Origin of the sequence: Pseudomonas sp. FEMGT703P, assembly GCF_002786345.1 — a bacterium.
GTDB lineage: Bacteria > Pseudomonadota > Gammaproteobacteria > Pseudomonadales > Pseudomonadaceae > Aquipseudomonas > Aquipseudomonas peli.
On the sequence record NZ_PGCM01000012.1, the window covers coordinates 233619 to 250338 of the forward strand.

The 16720-nt window shown below is 61.7% G+C and carries 13 protein-coding genes; 6 read left to right on the forward strand and 7 right to left on the reverse strand.

Annotated elements, in window-relative coordinates:
- Positions 1 to 30: 30 nt before the first annotated feature.
- From CUR33_RS18750 to CUR33_RS18760, 3 genes are read right to left on the reverse strand one after another with little or no spacing between them, the layout of a single operon-like run.
- Entirely contained in the window at positions 31 to 855 is an 825-nt protein-coding gene (locus CUR33_RS18750) for a class I SAM-dependent methyltransferase (RefSeq protein WP_289240548.1), read from the reverse strand.
- 14 nt (positions 856 to 869) lie between these two features.
- Positions 870 to 2030 carry a class C beta-lactamase gene (ampC, locus tag CUR33_RS18755; RefSeq protein WP_289240549.1) on the reverse strand — a complete coding sequence of 387 codons (1161 nt, stop codon included), beginning with the start codon at positions 2028 to 2030 and terminating at the stop codon, positions 870 to 872.
- Between the two features lie 56 nt (positions 2031 to 2086).
- Positions 2087 to 3007: a histone deacetylase family protein gene (locus CUR33_RS18760; protein ID WP_289240550.1), complete on the reverse strand. Its 921-nt coding sequence runs from the start codon at positions 3005 to 3007 to the stop codon at positions 2087 to 2089.
- 184 nt (positions 3008 to 3191) lie between these two features.
- Here CUR33_RS18760 and tesB point away from each other — a divergent pair, with 184 nt between their 5' ends.
- On the forward strand, positions 3192 to 4061 hold the full coding sequence (gene tesB, locus CUR33_RS18765; protein WP_167147477.1) for an acyl-CoA thioesterase II: 870 nt from the start codon (positions 3192 to 3194) through the stop codon (positions 4059 to 4061).
- Between the two features lie 16 nt (positions 4062 to 4077).
- Positions 4078 to 4665, forward strand: coding sequence for an HAD family hydrolase (locus CUR33_RS18770; protein ID WP_289240551.1), 588 nt, complete (start codon positions 4078 to 4080; stop codon positions 4663 to 4665).
- 147 nt (positions 4666 to 4812) lie between these two features.
- Here CUR33_RS18770 and cueR read toward each other — a convergent pair whose 3' ends face one another.
- Complete coding sequence (gene cueR / locus CUR33_RS18775; RefSeq protein ID WP_289240552.1) at positions 4813 to 5211, reverse strand: Cu(I)-responsive transcriptional regulator; 399 nt, start codon at positions 5209 to 5211, stop codon at positions 4813 to 4815.
- A gap of 22 nt (positions 5212 to 5233) precedes the next feature.
- A complete protein-coding gene (locus tag CUR33_RS18780; RefSeq protein WP_289240553.1) occupies positions 5234 to 7621 on the reverse strand; it encodes a heavy metal translocating P-type ATPase in 2388 nt (795 codons plus the stop codon).
- Positions 7622 to 7768: 147 nt separating this feature from the next.
- On the opposite strand from CUR33_RS18780, the gene CUR33_RS18785 reads away from it, so the two are divergent.
- Positions 7769 to 7981, forward strand: coding sequence for a heavy-metal-associated domain-containing protein (locus tag CUR33_RS18785; protein WP_289240554.1), 213 nt, complete (start codon positions 7769 to 7771; stop codon positions 7979 to 7981).
- Here the strand turns inward: CUR33_RS18785 and CUR33_RS18790 are convergent.
- The gene (locus CUR33_RS18790) at positions 7968 to 8612 is read right to left on the reverse strand and encodes a TetR family transcriptional regulator (RefSeq protein WP_289240555.1); all 645 of its coding nucleotides are present in this window, start codon (positions 8610 to 8612) and stop codon (positions 7968 to 7970) included. The genes CUR33_RS18785 and CUR33_RS18790 overlap by 14 nt on opposite strands.
- A 138-nt stretch (positions 8613 to 8750) precedes the next feature.
- Here CUR33_RS18790 and CUR33_RS18795 point away from each other — a divergent pair, with 138 nt between their 5' ends.
- The 3 genes from CUR33_RS18795 (at position 8751) to CUR33_RS18805 (ending at position 14359) form a co-directional block, all read left to right on the forward strand.
- A complete protein-coding gene (locus CUR33_RS18795) occupies positions 8751 to 9890 on the forward strand; it encodes an efflux RND transporter periplasmic adaptor subunit (protein WP_160089068.1) in 1140 nt (379 codons plus the stop codon).
- Between the two features lie 12 nt (positions 9891 to 9902).
- Complete coding sequence (locus CUR33_RS18800) at positions 9903 to 13031, forward strand: efflux RND transporter permease subunit (protein ID WP_289240556.1); 3129 nt, start codon at positions 9903 to 9905, stop codon at positions 13029 to 13031.
- A gap of 143 nt (positions 13032 to 13174) precedes the next feature.
- Positions 13175 to 14359: a multidrug effflux MFS transporter gene (locus tag CUR33_RS18805; RefSeq protein ID WP_167147487.1), complete on the forward strand. Its 1185-nt coding sequence runs from the start codon at positions 13175 to 13177 to the stop codon at positions 14357 to 14359.
- A gap of 362 nt (positions 14360 to 14721) precedes the next feature.
- Here CUR33_RS18805 and CUR33_RS18815 read toward each other — a convergent pair whose 3' ends face one another.
- Positions 14722 to 16563 carry a PAS domain S-box protein gene (locus CUR33_RS18815; RefSeq protein ID WP_289240557.1) on the reverse strand — a complete coding sequence of 614 codons (1842 nt, stop codon included), beginning with the start codon at positions 16561 to 16563 and terminating at the stop codon, positions 14722 to 14724.
- Positions 16564 to 16720: the final 157 nt, after the last annotated feature.

The window sequence follows — 16720 nt, forward strand, 5'->3', positions numbered from 1 at the left end:
AGGTGGACAGTCTCACTGTCCGCCTGCGGGTCAGCCGACCTTAACCGCCTGCAGCGTATAGCTCAACGGCAGCCTTTCCGGTTGGTTATCCAGCCGCCACTCACCATCCTCGCCCAGGCTCATCTGACCCGGCAGGGCTTCCCAGGGCAGGCTGGTGTGCTCTTCCAGGGCCGTCAGATGCATGCCGTGATTCAGCAGTGCGGTGATGATTTCGCCCAGGCCGTGGTTCCATTCGTGGGTGGTGGTGGCGGTCAGCAGGGTGTCGGTTTCTACGTAGGTGTGCTCGTCATCCCAGACGGTTGGTTGGCTGTGTTCGAAGTAGGGGTGGGCAATCTGCAGGGTGTCCTCGCAGTCTTCGTCGAGCGCCATCAGCACGGGGTGGGCTTCACGCAGAAACAGCCGTCCGCCGGGCTTGAGTAGGGCGGCGACATTGCGTGCCCAGTCATCGATCTGCGGTAGCCAGTTCAGCGCGCCGATGCCCGTATAAACCAGGTCAAACGATTGCGCGTCGAGCGCCTTGGCCGCGTCGTACACAGAGGCTTCGACAAATTCGATCTGCTCACCGCAGCTGCTCGCCAGTAGGCGGGCTTGCTCCAACGAGGCTGCAGAGAAATCCAGACCGCTCATCTGCGCACCCAGGCGAGCCAGCGACAGGGTGTCGGTGCCGATATGGCATTGCAGGTGCACCGCGCGCAGGCCACGGATATCGCCGAGGCGCGGCAGATCAAAGCGCACGACTTCGGATAAATGCGCGGGCGAGGCAATAAACAGCTGAACCTGGTAATCGGGCGACGCCGCATGCAAGGCGGCGCGCTCGTTCCAGTTGGCTTGGTTCAGGGCAAACGAATCATCCATGACGCTATTCCTTTTCAGTGTGGGGCGGCGTTGTTATCCAAGGCGTTCAGTATGGCGTGGGCCGCTTTGATTCGGGCTGCGTTGGGGTAGTTCTTGTTGGCCAGCATGACCAAGCCGAGGTTCTGACTGGGGACAAACACCGCGTAGGCGCCGAAGCCGCCGGTTGAGCCGGTTTTATTGAACAGGGTGTCGCTTGGCTCACTTTCCGGTGGTGCGAGACGTGTAGCAGGTTGCGATTCCAGGGCCATGGCCGGGGAGTTGCCGGCCTGCAGGCGCTCCAGGCTGATCGGGTAGGGGTAACGCTCCCAGCCGAGGCCCTGGGTCATCTCGCCGACGCGGTAATAACCGGTGTGGGTCATGGCGATGGCGCGCTGCAGGTCTTTATTCAGGCCGGCAGGATTCAGGTTGGCCTGGACAAAGCGCAGCATGTCCCGGGCCGTGGTTTTCACCCCGTAGGCTTCGGCGTCGAGCATGCCCGGGGTGACGCGCAGCGGCTGGTTGTCCTTACTGTAGCCGAAGGCATAGCGCGGCAGCTGCGCTGTCGGCACCTGGATATAGCTGTGCGACATGCCGAGCGCGGGGAACAGCGTGCCCTCCATCAAGGTGGGGAACGGCTTGCCCATGCTCTTGGCGGCGAGCATGCCGAGCAGGCCGATGCTGGGGTTGGAATAGCGCCGGTGTGTGCCCGCCGCGTATTCAGGCTGCCACTGGCGGTAATAGGCGAGCATGCTGGCCGGGTCGATTACGTTGTCAGGGAACTGCACCGGCAGCCCGCCGGCGGTGTAGGTGCCGAGGTTGAGCAAGCTGGCGTGTTCCAGCTGGCTGCCTTGCAGCTCGGGCCAGTGCTGGCCGGCGCTGTCGGCGAGGGTCAGCTTGCCGGTGGCCTGGGCCAGGGCGGCGAGGGTGGCGGTAAGCGGTTTGCTGAGCGAGCCGATTTCAAACAGGGTGTCGCTGCTCACCGGCTGCGGGTCGTCCAGGCGCGCCACGCCGTAGTTGAAGTAGTGCGCCTGGCCGTTATGGGTGATCGCCACGGCCATACCGGCAATATCGTGTTCCGCCATGAGCGGGCGAATGGTTTCGTCCACCCGCGTCTGCAGTGTGTCGTCAGCGTGGGCGGCGCTGCCGAGTGCGAGTAAGGCCAGCAGGGCCGGCAAGGTGTTGAGTTTGGCGTACATGCTGGGCGAATTCCTTGGTCGTGAAGATGCGCGATGTGACAGCGCCTATGGCGCTTTTATCCCAGCCCACGCATTTGCCAGACCTTGGCGGCACTGTGATGCAGGATGCCGTGACGGCGGGCCAGGGCCATGCGGTCCTTGTCGTAGCCGCCGCCGATCAGGCCGACCACCGGAATATCGCGGCTCAGGCAGTGGTTAAGCACGGCTTCGTCACGGGCGGCAATGCCCGCGTCCGTAAGGTTGAGGTAGCCGAGGGCATCGTGCTGGTGCACGTCAACGCCAGCGTCATACAACACGATATCTGGCTGATACAGCGGTAGCAGGTAGTTGAGGGTGTCATCCACTACCTTCAGATATTCAGCGTCGCCCATACCATTGGGCAAGGGAATGTCCCAGTCGCTGGCGGCTTTGCGCGCCGGGTAGTTCTTTTCGCAGTGCAGCGACACGGTGATCGCTTCCGTGGTGTTCTCCAGCAGGCGCGCGGTGCCATCGCCTTGATGCACGTCGCAGTCGAAGATCAGCACGCGCTGGGCCTTGCCGCTGGCCAGCAGGTACTGGCTGATCACTGCCAGGTCATTGAAGATGCAGAAACCGGCCGGATGGTCGTAATGCGCATGGTGGGTGCCGCCGGCCAGGTGGCAGGCTAGACCGTGTTGCAGCGCTTGCTCCGCCGCCAGCAGCGAGCCACCCACGGCGCGAATGGTGCGCTGCGCCAGGGCGGCACTCCAGGGCAGACCGAGGCGGCGTTGTTCTTCATACGCCAGTTCGCCGCTGGCAAAACGCTGGATATAAGCCGGACAGTGGGCCAGGGCGAGTACGTCGGTGGGGCACAGTTCAGGGCGCAGCAGTTCGGCATCGGTGTTCAGGCCGCTTTCCACCAGGTGATCGCGCAGCAGGCGAAACTTCTCCATGGGGAAGCGGTGGTTGGCCGGGAAGGGCGGGCTGTAGTCGTCGTGATAGACCAGCGGCAGGCGCATGGGGGCGGGCTCGGGCGGAAGTGGCCAAAGTATGGCGGCAGGCTCTGCTTGCGCTCAAGCTCCGCGCTCGATTGGCTAGAATGCTGCCATTATTGTCCACATCCATCTTTCAGTCGGGCCGACAAGCGTTGGCAAAGTCTTTACCATCTCGCCCCCAGCCAGATGCGTTAACAGGAGAGCATGCATGAGTCAGGTGTTGAATGAGTTGGTCGCCCTGCTGACCCTGGAAACCATCGAAGAGAATTTGTTCCGCGGCGTCAGCCAGGACCTGGGCTTTCGCCAGCTGTATGGCGGCCAGGTGCTCGGCCAATGTGTATCGGCGGCCAGTCAGACGGTCGAGGCCGCGCGCCATGTGCATTCCATGCACGGCTATTTCCTGCGCCCCGGCGATGCCACGTTGCCGGTGGTGTATCAGGTTGAGCGCGTACGCGACGGCGGCAGTTTCAGCACGCGGCGGGTGACGGCGATCCAGAAGGGTAAGCCGATCTTTACCTGCAGCGCGTCGTTCCAGTTCGATGAAGAGGGCTTTCATCACCAGAACAGCATGCCGGACGTGCCGGGGCCTGAAGGCCTCAAATCGGAAACCGAACTGGCGCGCCTGGTGGTGGATGCCTTGCCGGAGCGCATGCGTGAGCGCGCGGTAAGCGATAAACCGATCGAGATCCGTCCTGTCACCCTGAGCAACCCGTTTGCGCCCAAACCCAGCGAACCGGTCAAGCATGTGTGGTTCCGTGCGGCTGGTGAGCTGCCGGATGACCCACAGCTGCACAAGTACCTGTTGGGTTACGCCAGCGACTTCAACCTGCTGACCACCTCGATGCTGCCGCATGGCGTGTCGGTGTGGCAGAAGTTCATGCAGGTCGCCAGCCTCGACCACTCGCTGTGGTTCCACGGCAACCTGCGCATGGACGACTGGCTGCTCTACAGCATGGACAGCCCTTGGGCTGGCAACGCCCGTGGCTTCTCCCGTGGCAGCATTTTCAATCGCCAGGGCCAGTTGGTTGCCTCGGTTGCCCAGGAAGGGCTCACCCGCGTGCGAGAGGACTGGAAATGAGCCGTGAGGATTGGAAGTGACTTTGCGCAGTGCGAAGCACTGGGTGTTCGATATGGACGGCACCCTGACCCTGGCGGTGCACGACTTTGAGGCCATCAAGCGGGCGCTGGATATTCCATTAGCTGAAGACATTCTTGGCTATCTGGCGTCGTTGCCTGAGGCGGTGGCTGCGGCCAAACATGCCTGGCTGCTGGAGCATGAGCGTGAACTGGCTTTGGCTTCGCAGCCAGCTCCCGGGGCGATTGAGCTGGTGCGCGAGCTGCGCGGGCGTGGTTGCCGGCTTGGCATTCTCACCCGCAACGCCCATGAACTGGCGCTGCTGACCCTGCGCGCCATCGGTCTGGACGACTGCTTTGCCGTGCCGGACGTGATTGGCCGTGACGAAGCGCCGCCCAAGCCTGATCCGGGTGGCCTGCTGCATTTCGCCAGAACCTGGCAAGTGGCGCCGAGCGAACTGGTGATGGTGGGTGACTACCGCTTTGACCTGGAATGCGCCCGCGCCGCCGGGGCGCGCAGCGTGCTGGTCAACTTGGCGGAAAACCCTTGGCCGGAGTTGGCCGATCATTTCGCGGTAGATTGCCGGGCCTTGCAGCAGGCGATCTAAGAGCCTGTTTACGATCTGCTGCGCGTCGGCCATCCGGCGTTAAAAACAGCCTCGGAATGCTCATTTACAGCTCGTAAACTCCGCTTCCTCGGCTGTTTTTGCCTTGTCTGGCTCTAGCTCGCGAGATCGTAAACAGGCTCTAAGCCTTCAATGGCAACAGCCGGACTCCAGATCCTTGAGGATCGGGCAGTCCGGGCGGTCGTTGCCCTGGCAGTTGTCCATCAACTCCTTGAGGGTGTCGCGCAGGCCGCTGAGTTCGCTGATTTTGCGTTCCAGTTTGGCGATATGGGTAGAGGCCAGGGCTTTCACATCGGCACTGGCGCGTTGGCGGTCCTGCCACAGGGCCAGTAGCTGGCTGACTTCGGCCAGGGAAAAGCCCAGATCGCGCGAGCGTTTGATAAACGCCAGGCGATGCAGGTCCTGCTGGCAGTACTGGCGGTAGCCGCTGTCGGTGCGGCCGGCTTCAGGCAATAGGTCGATGCTTTCGTAGTAGCGAATCATCTTGGCGCTAAGGCCGGTTTTCTTGGCGGCTTGGCCGATATTCATGGTTATTCTCCTGCCCTGCGGCTTATTCGTGGTCTTTGGGTTTCCAGGTTTTCAGCAGCAAGGCATTGCTCACCACACTGACGCTGGACAACGCCATGGCGGCGCCGGCGAGCATCGGGTTAAGCAGACCGGCGGCCGCCAGGGGAATACCGACCAGGTTATAGGCGAAGGCCCAGAACAGGTTCTGGCGGATCTTGTTGTAGGTGCGTCGGCTTATATCCAGGGCGTCGGCCACCAGGCGCGGGTCGCCGCGCATCAGGGTGATGCCGGCCGCGTGCATGGCCACATCGGTGCCGCTGCCCATGGCGATGCCGACATCGGCGGCGGCCAGCGCGGGCGCGTCGTTGATGCCGTCGCCGACCATGGCCACCACCGCGTGTTTTTTCAGCTCGCTGATGATCGCCGCCTTGTCCGCCGGCAGCACTTCGGCATGCGCTGCACTGATGCCCAGGGCCTCGGCGACCGCCTTGACGCTGCCGGGGTTGTCGCCGCTGATCAGGTGGCTGGCAATGCCTTGAGTGGTCAGCGCGGCGATGGCCTCGGCTGCGCCTGGCTTGAGCGTGTCACCAAAGGCAAACAGACCGAGCACCTGCGGTTGCGGCGCCAATTCCAGCAGCCAGGACAGGGTGCGGCCTTCGGCTTCCCAGGCCAGGGCGTCGGCGGCCAGTTCATCGTGGTGCAGGAAGTGTTCTTCCAACAGGCGTTTGTTGCCCAGCGCCAGTTGTCGCTCGCCGATCTGCCCGGCGATACCGCGCCCGGCCAGCGCCTTGCTGTTGCTGACGTCGGCGAGGCTCAGTTGTTGTTCTGTGCACTGATCCAACACCGCCTTGGCCAGCGGATGTTCGCTGCCGCGCTGCAGGGCGCCGGCCAGTTGCAGCAGCTGGGTCGTGTCGCTGTCTACTGCACGCAGGTGGGCGATACGCGGCGCGCCGGAGGTCAGGGTGCCGGTCTTGTCGAAGGCCACCAGGGTCACCGAATGGGCGATTTCTAGGGCTTCGGCGTCCTTGATCAGAATGCCGTGGCGAGCCGCCACGCCGGTGCCGGCCATGATCGCGGTGGGTGTGGCCAGGCCGAGGGCGCAGGGGCAGGCGATGACCAGTACGGCCACGGCATTTAGCAGCGCGGTTTCGATACCTGCACCGTAGAACAGCCAGCCGAGCAGGGTAGCCAGGGCGATCAGCAGCACGCTGGGCACGAAGACCTGGCTGACTTTATCCACCAGCTTCTGGATCGGCGCTTTCGCTGCCTGTGCATCTTCGACCAGGCGAATGATGCGTGACAGCACAGTTTCCGCACCCAAGGCGGTGGTTTCCACCAGCAGGCGGCCTTCACCGTTGATTGCCCCGGCGGTGACGCTCTCACCCGGCTGCTTGGGTTGCGGCAGGCTCTCGCCGCTGATCAGCGCTTCGTCGGCATGGCTCTGGCCTTCGCGAACCAGACCATCGACCGGGAAGCGTTCGCCGGGCTTTACCACGATGGTGTCGCCCAGTTGCAGCTCACCCAGCGCCACCCATTGCTCGACGCCATCGCGCAGGCGCAGGGCGCGTTCCGGACGCAGCGCCTGCAGGGCGCGGATGGCGCTGCTGGTCTGGTGTTTAGCGCGGCTTTCCAGGTATTTGCCGAGCAGGATCAGCGTGATGATCACCGCCGAGGCTTCGAAGTACAGATGCGGCATGCTGCCAGCCGGGCTTGCCGCCCACTGATACAGGCTCAGGCCATAGGCGGCGCTGGTGCCGATGGCCACCAGCTGGTCCATATTCCCGGCACGGGCGCGCAGGGCGCTCCAGGCCGCACGGTAGAAGCGTGCGCCGAAGATAAATTGTACCGGTGTGGCCAGGGCGAATTGCAGCCAGGCCGGTAGCATCCAGTGCAGGCCGAGGGGTTCGACGAGCATGGGAATGACCAATGGTACGGTTAGCACAATAGCCAGCAGCAGGGCCCAGCGCTCGCGTTGCAGATGCCGTTCGGCGGTCGGTTGAGTCCGGTTTGCATCGTCCAGCACGCTGGCGCGGTAGCCGGCCTGGCTGACAGCGTGCAGCAGAACCTGGTGATCAGTGCCGCGCAGCAGCTGTAACTGCGCCCGCTCGCTGGCCAGGTTGACGCTGACCGAGAGCACGCCCGGTTGCTGCGCCAGGGCGCGTTCGATACGCCCCGCACAGCTGGCGCAGGTCATGCCGGAAAGAGCCAGCTCCAGACGCTCGCTGGGTACTTGATAGCCGGCTGCGCTAACGGCATTGACCAACTGTTCCAGGCTGTCAGCGGGCGCTTCGACGCGGGCCTGTTCACTGGCCAGGTTGATGCTGACGCTGGCGACATCCGCCACCTTGGCCAGGGCGCGCTCGACCCGCCCAGCGCAGCTGGTGCAGGTCATACCGCTGATGGGCAGGTTGAAGGTAGTGAGGCTGGACATGGGTGGTCCTCTATTGAGTTCCAGCACAGGATCAACCTTGCCATGCGGGTAAGGTCAAGCCGTTATATACCTTGACCTTACGCTTATGGCAAGGGCAACACTCAGCTAACCGTTTATCATGCGGTTTATTAATTCAGGAGGTTGTTTATGCGAGTTTCTCAGGTTCACGCATTTCGGGTTGATGGCATGACTTGCCAACATTGCGTCAAAACCATCACCGAGGCGCTGTTGGCCTGTGATCCGGCGGCGGATGTGAAAGTGAAATTTCCCGGCGGTGAGGTGCGGGTGAGCAGTAGCGTGCCGGTGGATCAGTTGATGGTGGCCATCGTTGAACAGGGCTACGGGGTTAGCTTGGCGTAAGCACGGTTGCGTCTGGCCAGTCGCGGATCAGCCCACGAAAGCAGGCATCGATCATCGGCGCAGCATCGCTGAGCGGGTCGAATAGATTGGGGTCGCGTAACCAATCGTGGAATAAACCGACAATCAGCGCGTGCACCGCCCTCGCTGCAAGGCGCGGACTCAATCCAGGGTGCAGCCGTGATGCGACGGACGGTGCACTGAACTGCTGTTCGCAGAGCGCGATAAACAGATTGATAAAGGCTTCGTGGCGTTCTTCGGCCTCTCGCAGCTCTTCGGTGAACTCACATCGGCGCAGCAAAATCGTGAAGATGCGGCGTTTTTGTTGATCGCGCGCCAGGTTTTCGATGGCCTCAATGCACAGCTCTCGCAGGGTCATGAGCGGGTCGTGAGCCGGGCAGCCGCGCAATCGCTCGGCCAATTGCTCGGGCGGCAGACGGACTTGGCCGAGCATGGCGTTGAACAGATCCGCCTTGTTGGCAAAGTGCCAATACACAGCGCCGCGCGTCACCCCGGCATGCCGGGCGATGTGCTCCAGGCTGGTGTGCGCCACACCTTTTTCCAAAAACAGCGTTTCGGCGGCCTCAAGGATGGCGCAACGGGTTTTCTCGGCTTCTTCTTTGGTTCGACGCATGGCAGTAGGCGTATTTCTGGCTAGGCTCAGGACAAAGTGTAATGAACTTATGGGTAATGTTCTATTTACAAACACTCGTGTATGTAACTAGCATTGCCGGTCTCAAACGTTGCACCTTGCGTTTATTCGGAGACATCCATGCTTTTTCCCCGTCGCCTGCCGGTCACTGCCGGTTCCTTGCTGTTGGCTTTTTGGGCCGCCCCGTTGTTTGCTGCCGACGCTGCGCCAGCGCCCGAGGTGGTGGTCGAAACCGTGAAGGCCGAGGCGTTGCCGCTGGAGCTTGAATATTCCGCGCGCACTGCCGGCTTCCGCGAAGTGCAGGTGCGGGCTCAGGTCAGCGGCATTCTGCAGGAGCGGACTTACCTGGAAGGTAGCCAGGTCAAGAAAGGCCAGGTGATGTTCCGCATCGACCCGCGCACCTACCAGGCCGCCCTGAGCCGTGCCAAGGGTGCGTTGGCGCAAGAGCAGGCGCGCTATCGGCAGACCGAGCGTGACCTCAAACGCATCCGCGAACTGCAGAAAAAGGGCTTTGCCAGCGAAAGTGAACTGGACAATGCCATCTCCAATTTCGAGCAGAGCAAGGCGAATATCCAGGCCGCCGAGGCTGAGGTGCAGTCCAAGCAGATCGACCTCGACTACACCACGGTAAAAGCGCCGATCTCCGGTATCACCAGTAAGGAAACCGTGTCCGAAGGCAGCCTGATGGTGGCCGGCGATCCGAGTGCCAGCCTGCTGAGCAACATCACCCAACTGGACCCGATTTACGTCAACTTTGCCGCTCCGGATTCCGACGTGGAAAGCGTGCGAAGTGGGCTGCAAAACGGCAGCCTGGTGCTTCCCGAAGACGGCAAGATGAGTGTGCAGATTAAACTGGGTGACGGCAGTGTTTACCCACTGGAAGGCAAGGTGGACTTCACCGATAGCCTGGTGGATCGCGGCACTGGCACCGTCAGCGCTCGCGCTGTGGTGCCTAACCCGGATCAGACTCTGTTGCCAGGCCAGTTCGTCCGGGTGCAGGTCAAAGGCCTGAGCATTCCCAATGCCATGACCCTGCCAGAGCGCGCGATTGCCCAGGGCCCAGGCGGAACATTTGTCTATGTGGTGGACGATGGCGGTGTTGCGCGTAAGCGTCAGGTCACCACCGGGCATACGGCTAAAGGCCGCTGGGTGATTGTGTCCGGTATCAGCGCTGGCGATCGGGTGATTGTCGAAGGCCTGCCGAAAGTGCGTCCAGACAGCCCCGTCAAAGTTGTTGCCCCTGCCACCAGCCAATCCTAAGGAGCGTACCCGGTGATCTCACGCTTCTTTATCGACCGTCCGGTATTCTCCGCGGTCATCTCGATCATCATCGTGCTGGCGGGCCTAATGGCCATGCGCTCGCTGCCGATCGCCCAGTACCCACAGATCCTGCCACCGCAGGTGTCGGTCAGCGCCAGCTATGCCGGTGCCAGCGCCCAGGTGATTGCTGAAACAGTGGCAGCGCCGCTGGAGCAGTCGATCAACGGCGTGGAGGGGATGATCTACCAGCAGTCCAACTCCGGCGGCAACGCCATGAGTCTGTCGGTGTACTTCGAGGTGGGCCGAGACCCGGACCAGGCCACTATCGACGTTAACAATCGGGTGCAGGCTGCACTGGCCAAGCTACCGGAAGAAGTGCGCCGGCAGGGCGTCAAGGTGCAGAAGAAGTCTTCGGACATTCTTCAGGTGGTCACCCTCTACTCGCCGGATGGTTCGCGCGACCCGGTGTATATCAGCAACTATGCGCTGATCAACGTGATCGACGAACTCAAGCGTCTGCCGGGCGTGGGTGATGTCAGCCAGTTCGGCTCGAAAGACTATTCCATGCGCATCTGGCTGCGTCCGGACAAGCTGGCGCAGTACAACCTGACGCCGACCGATGTGGTCAATTCGATCCGTGAGCAAAACTCGCAGTTCGCCGCCGGCAGCTTCGGCCAGCAGCCGCTCAAGCAGAAGCAGGATTTCACCTACACGGTGACCACCCAGGGCCGGTTCACCGACCCGAAAGAGTTTGAGAGCGTCATTCTGCGCACCGATGACACCGGTGCCAGCCTGCTGCTCAAGGACGTTGCACGGATCGAGCTGGGTGCCCAGGACTACTCGCTGATGACCTCGCTCAACGGTCAGCAGAACGCTGCTTTCGGTGTGTACCTGCAGCCCGGCGCGAATGCTCTGGACACTGCCGAGGCGGTGAGCAAGACGCTCGACCGTCTGTCGAAGAACTTCCCCAGCGGTATGACCTACAAGGTGCCGTACGACACCACCAAGTTCGTTCAGGTATCGATTGATGAAGTGATCAAGACCTTCTTCGAAGCCTTGATCCTGGTTGTGCTGGTGGTGTTTATCTTCCTGCAGAACTGGCGTGCCACGCTGATCCCGGTGCTGGCAATTCCCGTTTCGCTGGTCGGTACTTTCGCCGGCATGTACATGCTCGGTTTCTCGATCAACCTGCTGACCCTGTTCGGCATGGTGCTGGCCATCGGTATCGTGGTGGACGACGCCATTGTGGTGATCGAAAACGTCGAGCGGGTAATGGCCACCGACAAGATCGGCCCGCGTGAAGCGACCATCAAGGCTATGGAAGAAGTAACCGGGCCGATCATTGCCATCGTCCTGGTGCTCTGCGCGGTATTCGTGCCAGTGGGCTTCCTCGGCGGCCTGGCCGGGGAGATGTATAAACAGTTCGCCATCACCATTGCCGTGTCGGTGGTGATCTCCGGCATCGTCGCCCTGACCCTGAGCCCGGCACTCTGCGCCTTGCTGCTCAAGCCCGGGCACCACGAGCCGGCGGCGCCGTTCCGCGCCTTCAACCGGGTCTTCGACAAACTGACCAATGGCTACACCGCCGGTGTGCGTTTCTTCCTGAAGCGTTCGGCAGTCGGGTTGTTGCTGTTTGGCGCGATGATCGCGGTGATGGTGCTGCTGTTCAACCGGGTGCCCAGCTCCCTGGTGCCCAATGAAGATCAGGGCTATGTGATCAACGCTTACTTCCTGCCGCCTGCCGCGTCGCTTACTCGCACCGAGAAACTCACCGGTGACGTGACCCAGCAGTTGATGGCGCACCCAGCGGTGCAGGATGTGGTGACCTTTGCTGGCTTCGACGTGCTGACCTTCGGCACCCGCAGCAACGCCGGGGTGTCCTTCGTGCCGCTGAAAGACTGGAGTGAGCGCACGACGCCTGAATTGGATGCGCGCAACCTGACCGGTGAATTCATGGGTATGGGCGCCGCGCAGAAGGATGGCGTGGTACTCAGCTTCAACCCGCCACCGATCACCGGTATGAGTACCACCGGCGGTTTTGAAGGATTTATTCAGGACCGCAGTGGCGGCACCACCGCCGAACTGGCGGCCAAGGTTCAGGCCTTCCTCGCCGCCGCCGCGAAGCGCCCTGAGCTGGCAGGGGTGCAGAGCACCTTCAGCGCCAACGTGCCGCAATACTTTATCGATCTGGACCGGACCAAGGCGCGCGCCCTGGGTGTGGCAGTGAATGATGTATTCACCGCCATGCAAGCGACCTTTGGCAGCTACTACGTCAACGATTTCAGCCTGTATGGCCGTACCTTCCAGGTCAGCCTGCAGGCCGAAGCGGAGTTCCGCAGCAAGCCGGAAGATTTGTCCCAGGTCTATGTGCGCGCGGGCAGTGGTGAGTTGGTGTCGCTGGCCAGCCTGGTCAAGGTTGAGCGGATTCTCGGCCCGGATACCTATGCACGCTTCAACGTCTACCCGGCGGCGAAGATCCTTGGCGGGCCGGCACCTGGCTACAGCTCCGGTCAGGCGCTCAGTGCGATTCAGCAAGTGGCGGATGAGGTGCTCGGTAGCGATTACAGCATCGGCTGGACCGGCTCGGCTTTCCAGGAAGTGGCATCGCAAGGTTCGGGCAGCAGTGCCTTTATCTTCGGCCTGATCATGGTGTTCCTGATCCTCGCTGCCCAGTATGAACGCTGGACCCTGCCGCTGGCCGTGGTTACGGCGGTGCCGTTTGCGGTGTTCGGGGCGATTCTCGCGGTGTGGCTGCGCGGCATCGAGAACGACCTGTACTTCCAGGTTGGTCTGGTGACCCTAATCGGCTTGGCGGCGAAGAACGCCATTCTGATCGTCGAGTTCGCCGTGCTCTGCCGGCATCAGGGCATGGGCATCTTTGAGTCGGCACTGGAGGCCTCGCGCCTGCGGTTCCGTCCGATCATCATGACTTCGCTGGCCTTCATTCTCGGTGTTGTGCCGTTGGCGATCAGCTCGGGCGCAGGCTCGGCGAGTCGTCACTCGATCGGCACCGGGGTAATCGGCGGGATGATGGCGGCAACCTTCCTGGCGATCTTCCTGATTCCAATGTTCTACCTGTTGGTGGAGTCGTTGGCAGAGAAGGTCGGCAAGGGCCGGAAAAAAGCCGACACCTCTATTTGATGTTCTGGCTTTAACGTGGGGCGTTGGTTGACTTGCAGCGCACAGCGCAAGTCAACCGGCGCCCTTTTTGCTTTACTGGGTTCTCTCCGAGCAGGCCATATGCGCCGAGCCTGCCTCTGTTAACACTTCTTGTCTGGACTCCCATGCCGTTACGTCTTTTGTTGGTTCTCGGTGCATTAAGCGCTTTTGGCCCGTTGGCTATCGATTTTTACCTGCCGAGCTTCCCAACCTTGGCACGTGCATTTGCCACGGACGTGGAGCACGTGCAGCTGTCGTTGGCAGCCTACTTTGCCGGCTTGGCCATCGGTCAACTGGCCTATGGCCCGCTGGCGGACCGCTTTGGTCGGCGTAAACCTCTGCTGGTCGGCGTCATGCTGTTCAGCCTGGCATCACTGGCCTGTGCGCTGGCGCCCAGCCTGGAATGGCTCATTACTGCACGCTTTGTACAAGCCTTGGGCGGTTGCGCCGGGATGGTGGTATCGCGGGCGGTGGTGCGCGACCTGTGTGATCCGATCAGCTCGGCCAAGGTGTTTTCCCAGCTGATGCTGGTGATGGGCCTGGCGCCGATTCTCGCGCCGCTGGGCGGTGGGTTGCTGCTCAGTACACTGGGTTGGCCGTCGATTTTTATCTGCCTGACGCTGTTCAGCTTTATCTGCCTATTGGCAGTGGCAAGGTGGTTGCCGGAAACCCTGGCCAAAGACGCACCGCCTGCGCCTTTGCGTGGCGCGTTGGGGGAATACAAGCGGCTGTTCGCTGACTTGCCGTTTCTGGGGTACGCGTTGACCGGTGGCTGTGCGATCGCCGGGATGTTTGCCTATATCGCCGGCTCGCCATTCGTATTTATCGAGCTGTATGGCATCCCCGCCGAGCATTACGGCTGGCTGTTCGGCAGCAACGCCCTTGGCTTTATTCTGGTCGCGCAGCTGAACGCCTGGTTGGTGGCGCGGCACGGACCGGCATACTGGCTAGGCAAGACCGTGTGGTTCTACCTGGCTTGTGGCCTGGCGCTGCTACTGGTGGCACTGGCCAAGCCACAGGCCTTGTGGCCGCTGCTGATTCCCTTGTTCGGCTGCATTGCCAGCTTGGGCATTCTTCTGCCCAACGCCTCGGCCTGCGCCATGGCGGGGCAGGGTAGCCATGCCGGCAGTGCGTCAGCGCTGCTGGGTAGCCTGCAATTCGTGATCGCCGCCAGTGCCGCCGCCATGGTTGGCGTGCTGCATGACGGCAGTGCCTGGCCGATTGCCGTGGTGATATTCGGCTGCGGGGTTTTGGCCGTGAGTTTTTCCCTCTTTACCCGTTGGGTCGAACGTGGTGTGGGCCGCGCTTAGGCTCAGCTGGCCGCCCGCCGATGTGCCACAGGCAATTCATGTGGCGCACTGAGGCGCGCTTGCAGGGTGCTGACAAACTGGCGTGCTTCACTTTCACTGCGAAAGGTCACACTCTGCTTACCTAAGCAGACTTGCCAGCCGGGACCTGCAGCCGTTTTGACCGGTTGGATCATGACATTCATCGCCGAGCCTCCTCTGTAAGAACCTGTTATGAACCCTCGGTGGCTGTTAACGCCCAGGCATTGCCTGGCTACAGCGCGAGCGGTGGTAATTAGGTTTTCGGAGAAGCCAGTCTAGTTGCTCGGTATGAACTTTCATTGACCTGTAACAAATCAATCACCGCTGACCTGCCTTCGGGCAGATCAACTCACCCGTGTGGCACTGAACTGCACAGCGAGCCCCGCCAGGCGAGTGAACTCAGTAACCAGGGCGATATCGGCTGCGCTGGGGCGGGTTGGTTGCGGGTAGTAGATGCCAAAGGTGCCCAGCACCTGACCATTGTCATCTTTGAATGGCAGCGACCAGCAGGCGTGTAGACCAGCCGCCAGGGCAACGTGTTGGTAATCGCGCCAATAGGGGTGCTGGCTGAGGTCTTCGGCGATCACCAACTCGCCACTCGCGGCCGCATGCCCGCATGAACCCACTTCCAGCGCGGCTTCAACGCCCTCGATGGCCTGGCAATAGGCGTCCGGCAAACTCGGTGCGGCACCTATACGCAGGCGCTGATGCTCGTCGAGCAGCATGATCGATACGCGCATCTGCGGCTGCAGGCTTTCCAGGCGCCGGGTGATGCCGCTGAGAATGTTGCACAGTGGGTGCAGCCCCAGCAGTTCGTCGAGTACCGCATTCCGGGCCTGCTGCAGGTGTTGCGTCTGATAGCGCTCATGCACGTCGTGCAGGCTGCCGTGTAGCGTGTGTTCGAGCTTGCTCAGATTCAGCTGCAATTCAACCTGCCGAGCTTCACCCTTGTGGGTGAGCAATTGGCATTCCAGGCGCAGGCTGTTGAGCTTACCGCTGCGCAGTTCTTCCAGGCGTTGGCGCACAGTGGTCTGACTCAGTTCTGGCATAAAACGGTGCAGTGGGCTGCCCAGGCTTTCATGGATGGGGTAGCCGCTGATTTCTTCCCAGGCGGGGTTGAGGAAACTCAGCTTGTCGTCGGCATCGGTGATAAAAATCGCATCGCCGAGGTGCTCGACCAGCGAGCGGTAGCGGCTCTCGCTGACCTGCAATTCGCTGTCGATTTTCTTCTGTTCGGTGAGGTCGATATCGACGCAGTACAGCTCCAGCTGATCCAGGCTGTTGCGCAGCATCAGGTGGCTGGAATAGACCCACACCAGGCTGCCGTCCTTGCGCTGCAACTGCACCTCAGCCGCCGGGATTGGTGAGCCGCCGAGTTGCCACTGGTTGATCGCGCTGGCCACTTTACTGCGTGCGGGAAGCGGCACGATCAGCTCTTCCAGGCGGCGCCCCATCACCTCATGCACGGCGTAGCCGTAGAGCAGGGTGCTGGCCTGGTTCCAGTAAATCACCCGGCGTTCGCGGTCATAACCCTGTACGGCAATCCGTGGCGTCTGTTCGAACAGCAGGCGAAAGCGCTGCTCGCTCTCGCGCAGGGCACTTTCATCACGCTTCTGCGCGCTGATGTTTTGCACGGTGCCAAAGATGCGGCCATCAGCGTCGGCTTCGCCGCGCAGCATCAACCAGGTTGTCTGCTGGGGGTTGGGTTGCAGCAGGCGTGCGCTGACCATCATGCGGTGGTGGTCATCGAGCAGGGCATGCAGAGCACGTTGCACGGCAGCGCGTTCGGCAGGGTGCAGCCAACTGAGCAGCTGTTCAGGAGCGCACGGTGGGCTTTCAGCGTTGCGGCCTAGCAGGCAGAGGGCTTCCTCGCTCCAATGAAAGCCGTCGCGGTACTCCCAACTGCCCAGGCCGGCGTTACGTTGGGTGTGGTGCAGCAGGCGGCTTTTATCGGTGAGTTTTTCCAGTAATTGGCGCTGCGCCAGGCGATCACGCTGGCTGACAAAGAAGATCAGCCCGGTGCTGAGCAAGATGAACAGCAGGCCTTTGCCTGTTTGCAGCTCGGCCATCAGTTCACTGTCCCTGACTAGAGCATGCAGCAGGTAGTCGCTGCCGAAAATCCACAGGGTGCTGAACAGGATATATACGCCAGCCAGGCGCAGTGGGCCTTGAAGATCGGGTTGCATCCCTTACCGCCAATGGCAAGCCAGGTTGAAAGAGTTGAGTGGGAAATTGCCCCTGCAACGGCAATGTAATGAGTCTAGCTGGCCGCTTATCGAATGCAGGGTGCGTGATAAAAAAGCTGCCCGGCTCACGCTGAACGTGAACCGGGGAGTGCCGCGC

What these genes read in the sequence shown, in the direction of transcription:
- CUR33_RS18785 (WP_289240554.1), top strand. Translation starts at nt 7,769, where the DNA reads ATGCGAGTTTCTCAGGTTCACGCATTTCGGGTTGATGGCATGACTTGC.
- CUR33_RS18790 (WP_289240555.1), bottom strand. Translation starts at nt 8,612, where the DNA reads ATGCGTCGAACCAAAGAAGAAGCCGAGAAAACCCGTTGCGCCATCCTT.
- cueR (WP_289240552.1), bottom strand. Translation starts at nt 5,211, where the DNA reads ATGAATATCGGCCAAGCCGCCAAGAAAACCGGCCTTAGCGCCAAGATG.
- tesB (WP_167147477.1), top strand. Translation starts at nt 3,192, where the DNA reads ATGAGTCAGGTGTTGAATGAGTTGGTCGCCCTGCTGACCCTGGAAACC.
- CUR33_RS18815 (WP_289240557.1), bottom strand. Translation starts at nt 16,563, where the DNA reads ATGCAACCCGATCTTCAAGGCCCACTGCGCCTGGCTGGCGTATATATC.
- CUR33_RS18805 (WP_167147487.1), top strand. Translation starts at nt 13,175, where the DNA reads ATGCCGTTACGTCTTTTGTTGGTTCTCGGTGCATTAAGCGCTTTTGGC.
- CUR33_RS18780 (WP_289240553.1), bottom strand. Translation starts at nt 7,621, where the DNA reads ATGTCCAGCCTCACTACCTTCAACCTGCCCATCAGCGGTATGACCTGC.
- CUR33_RS18795 (WP_160089068.1), top strand. Translation starts at nt 8,751, where the DNA reads ATGCTTTTTCCCCGTCGCCTGCCGGTCACTGCCGGTTCCTTGCTGTTG.
- CUR33_RS18750 (WP_289240548.1), bottom strand. Translation starts at nt 855, where the DNA reads ATGGATGATTCGTTTGCCCTGAACCAAGCCAACTGGAACGAGCGCGCC.
- CUR33_RS18760 (WP_289240550.1), bottom strand. Translation starts at nt 3,007, where the DNA reads ATGCGCCTGCCGCTGGTCTATCACGACGACTACAGCCCGCCCTTCCCG.
- ampC (WP_289240549.1), bottom strand. Translation starts at nt 2,030, where the DNA reads ATGTACGCCAAACTCAACACCTTGCCGGCCCTGCTGGCCTTACTCGCA.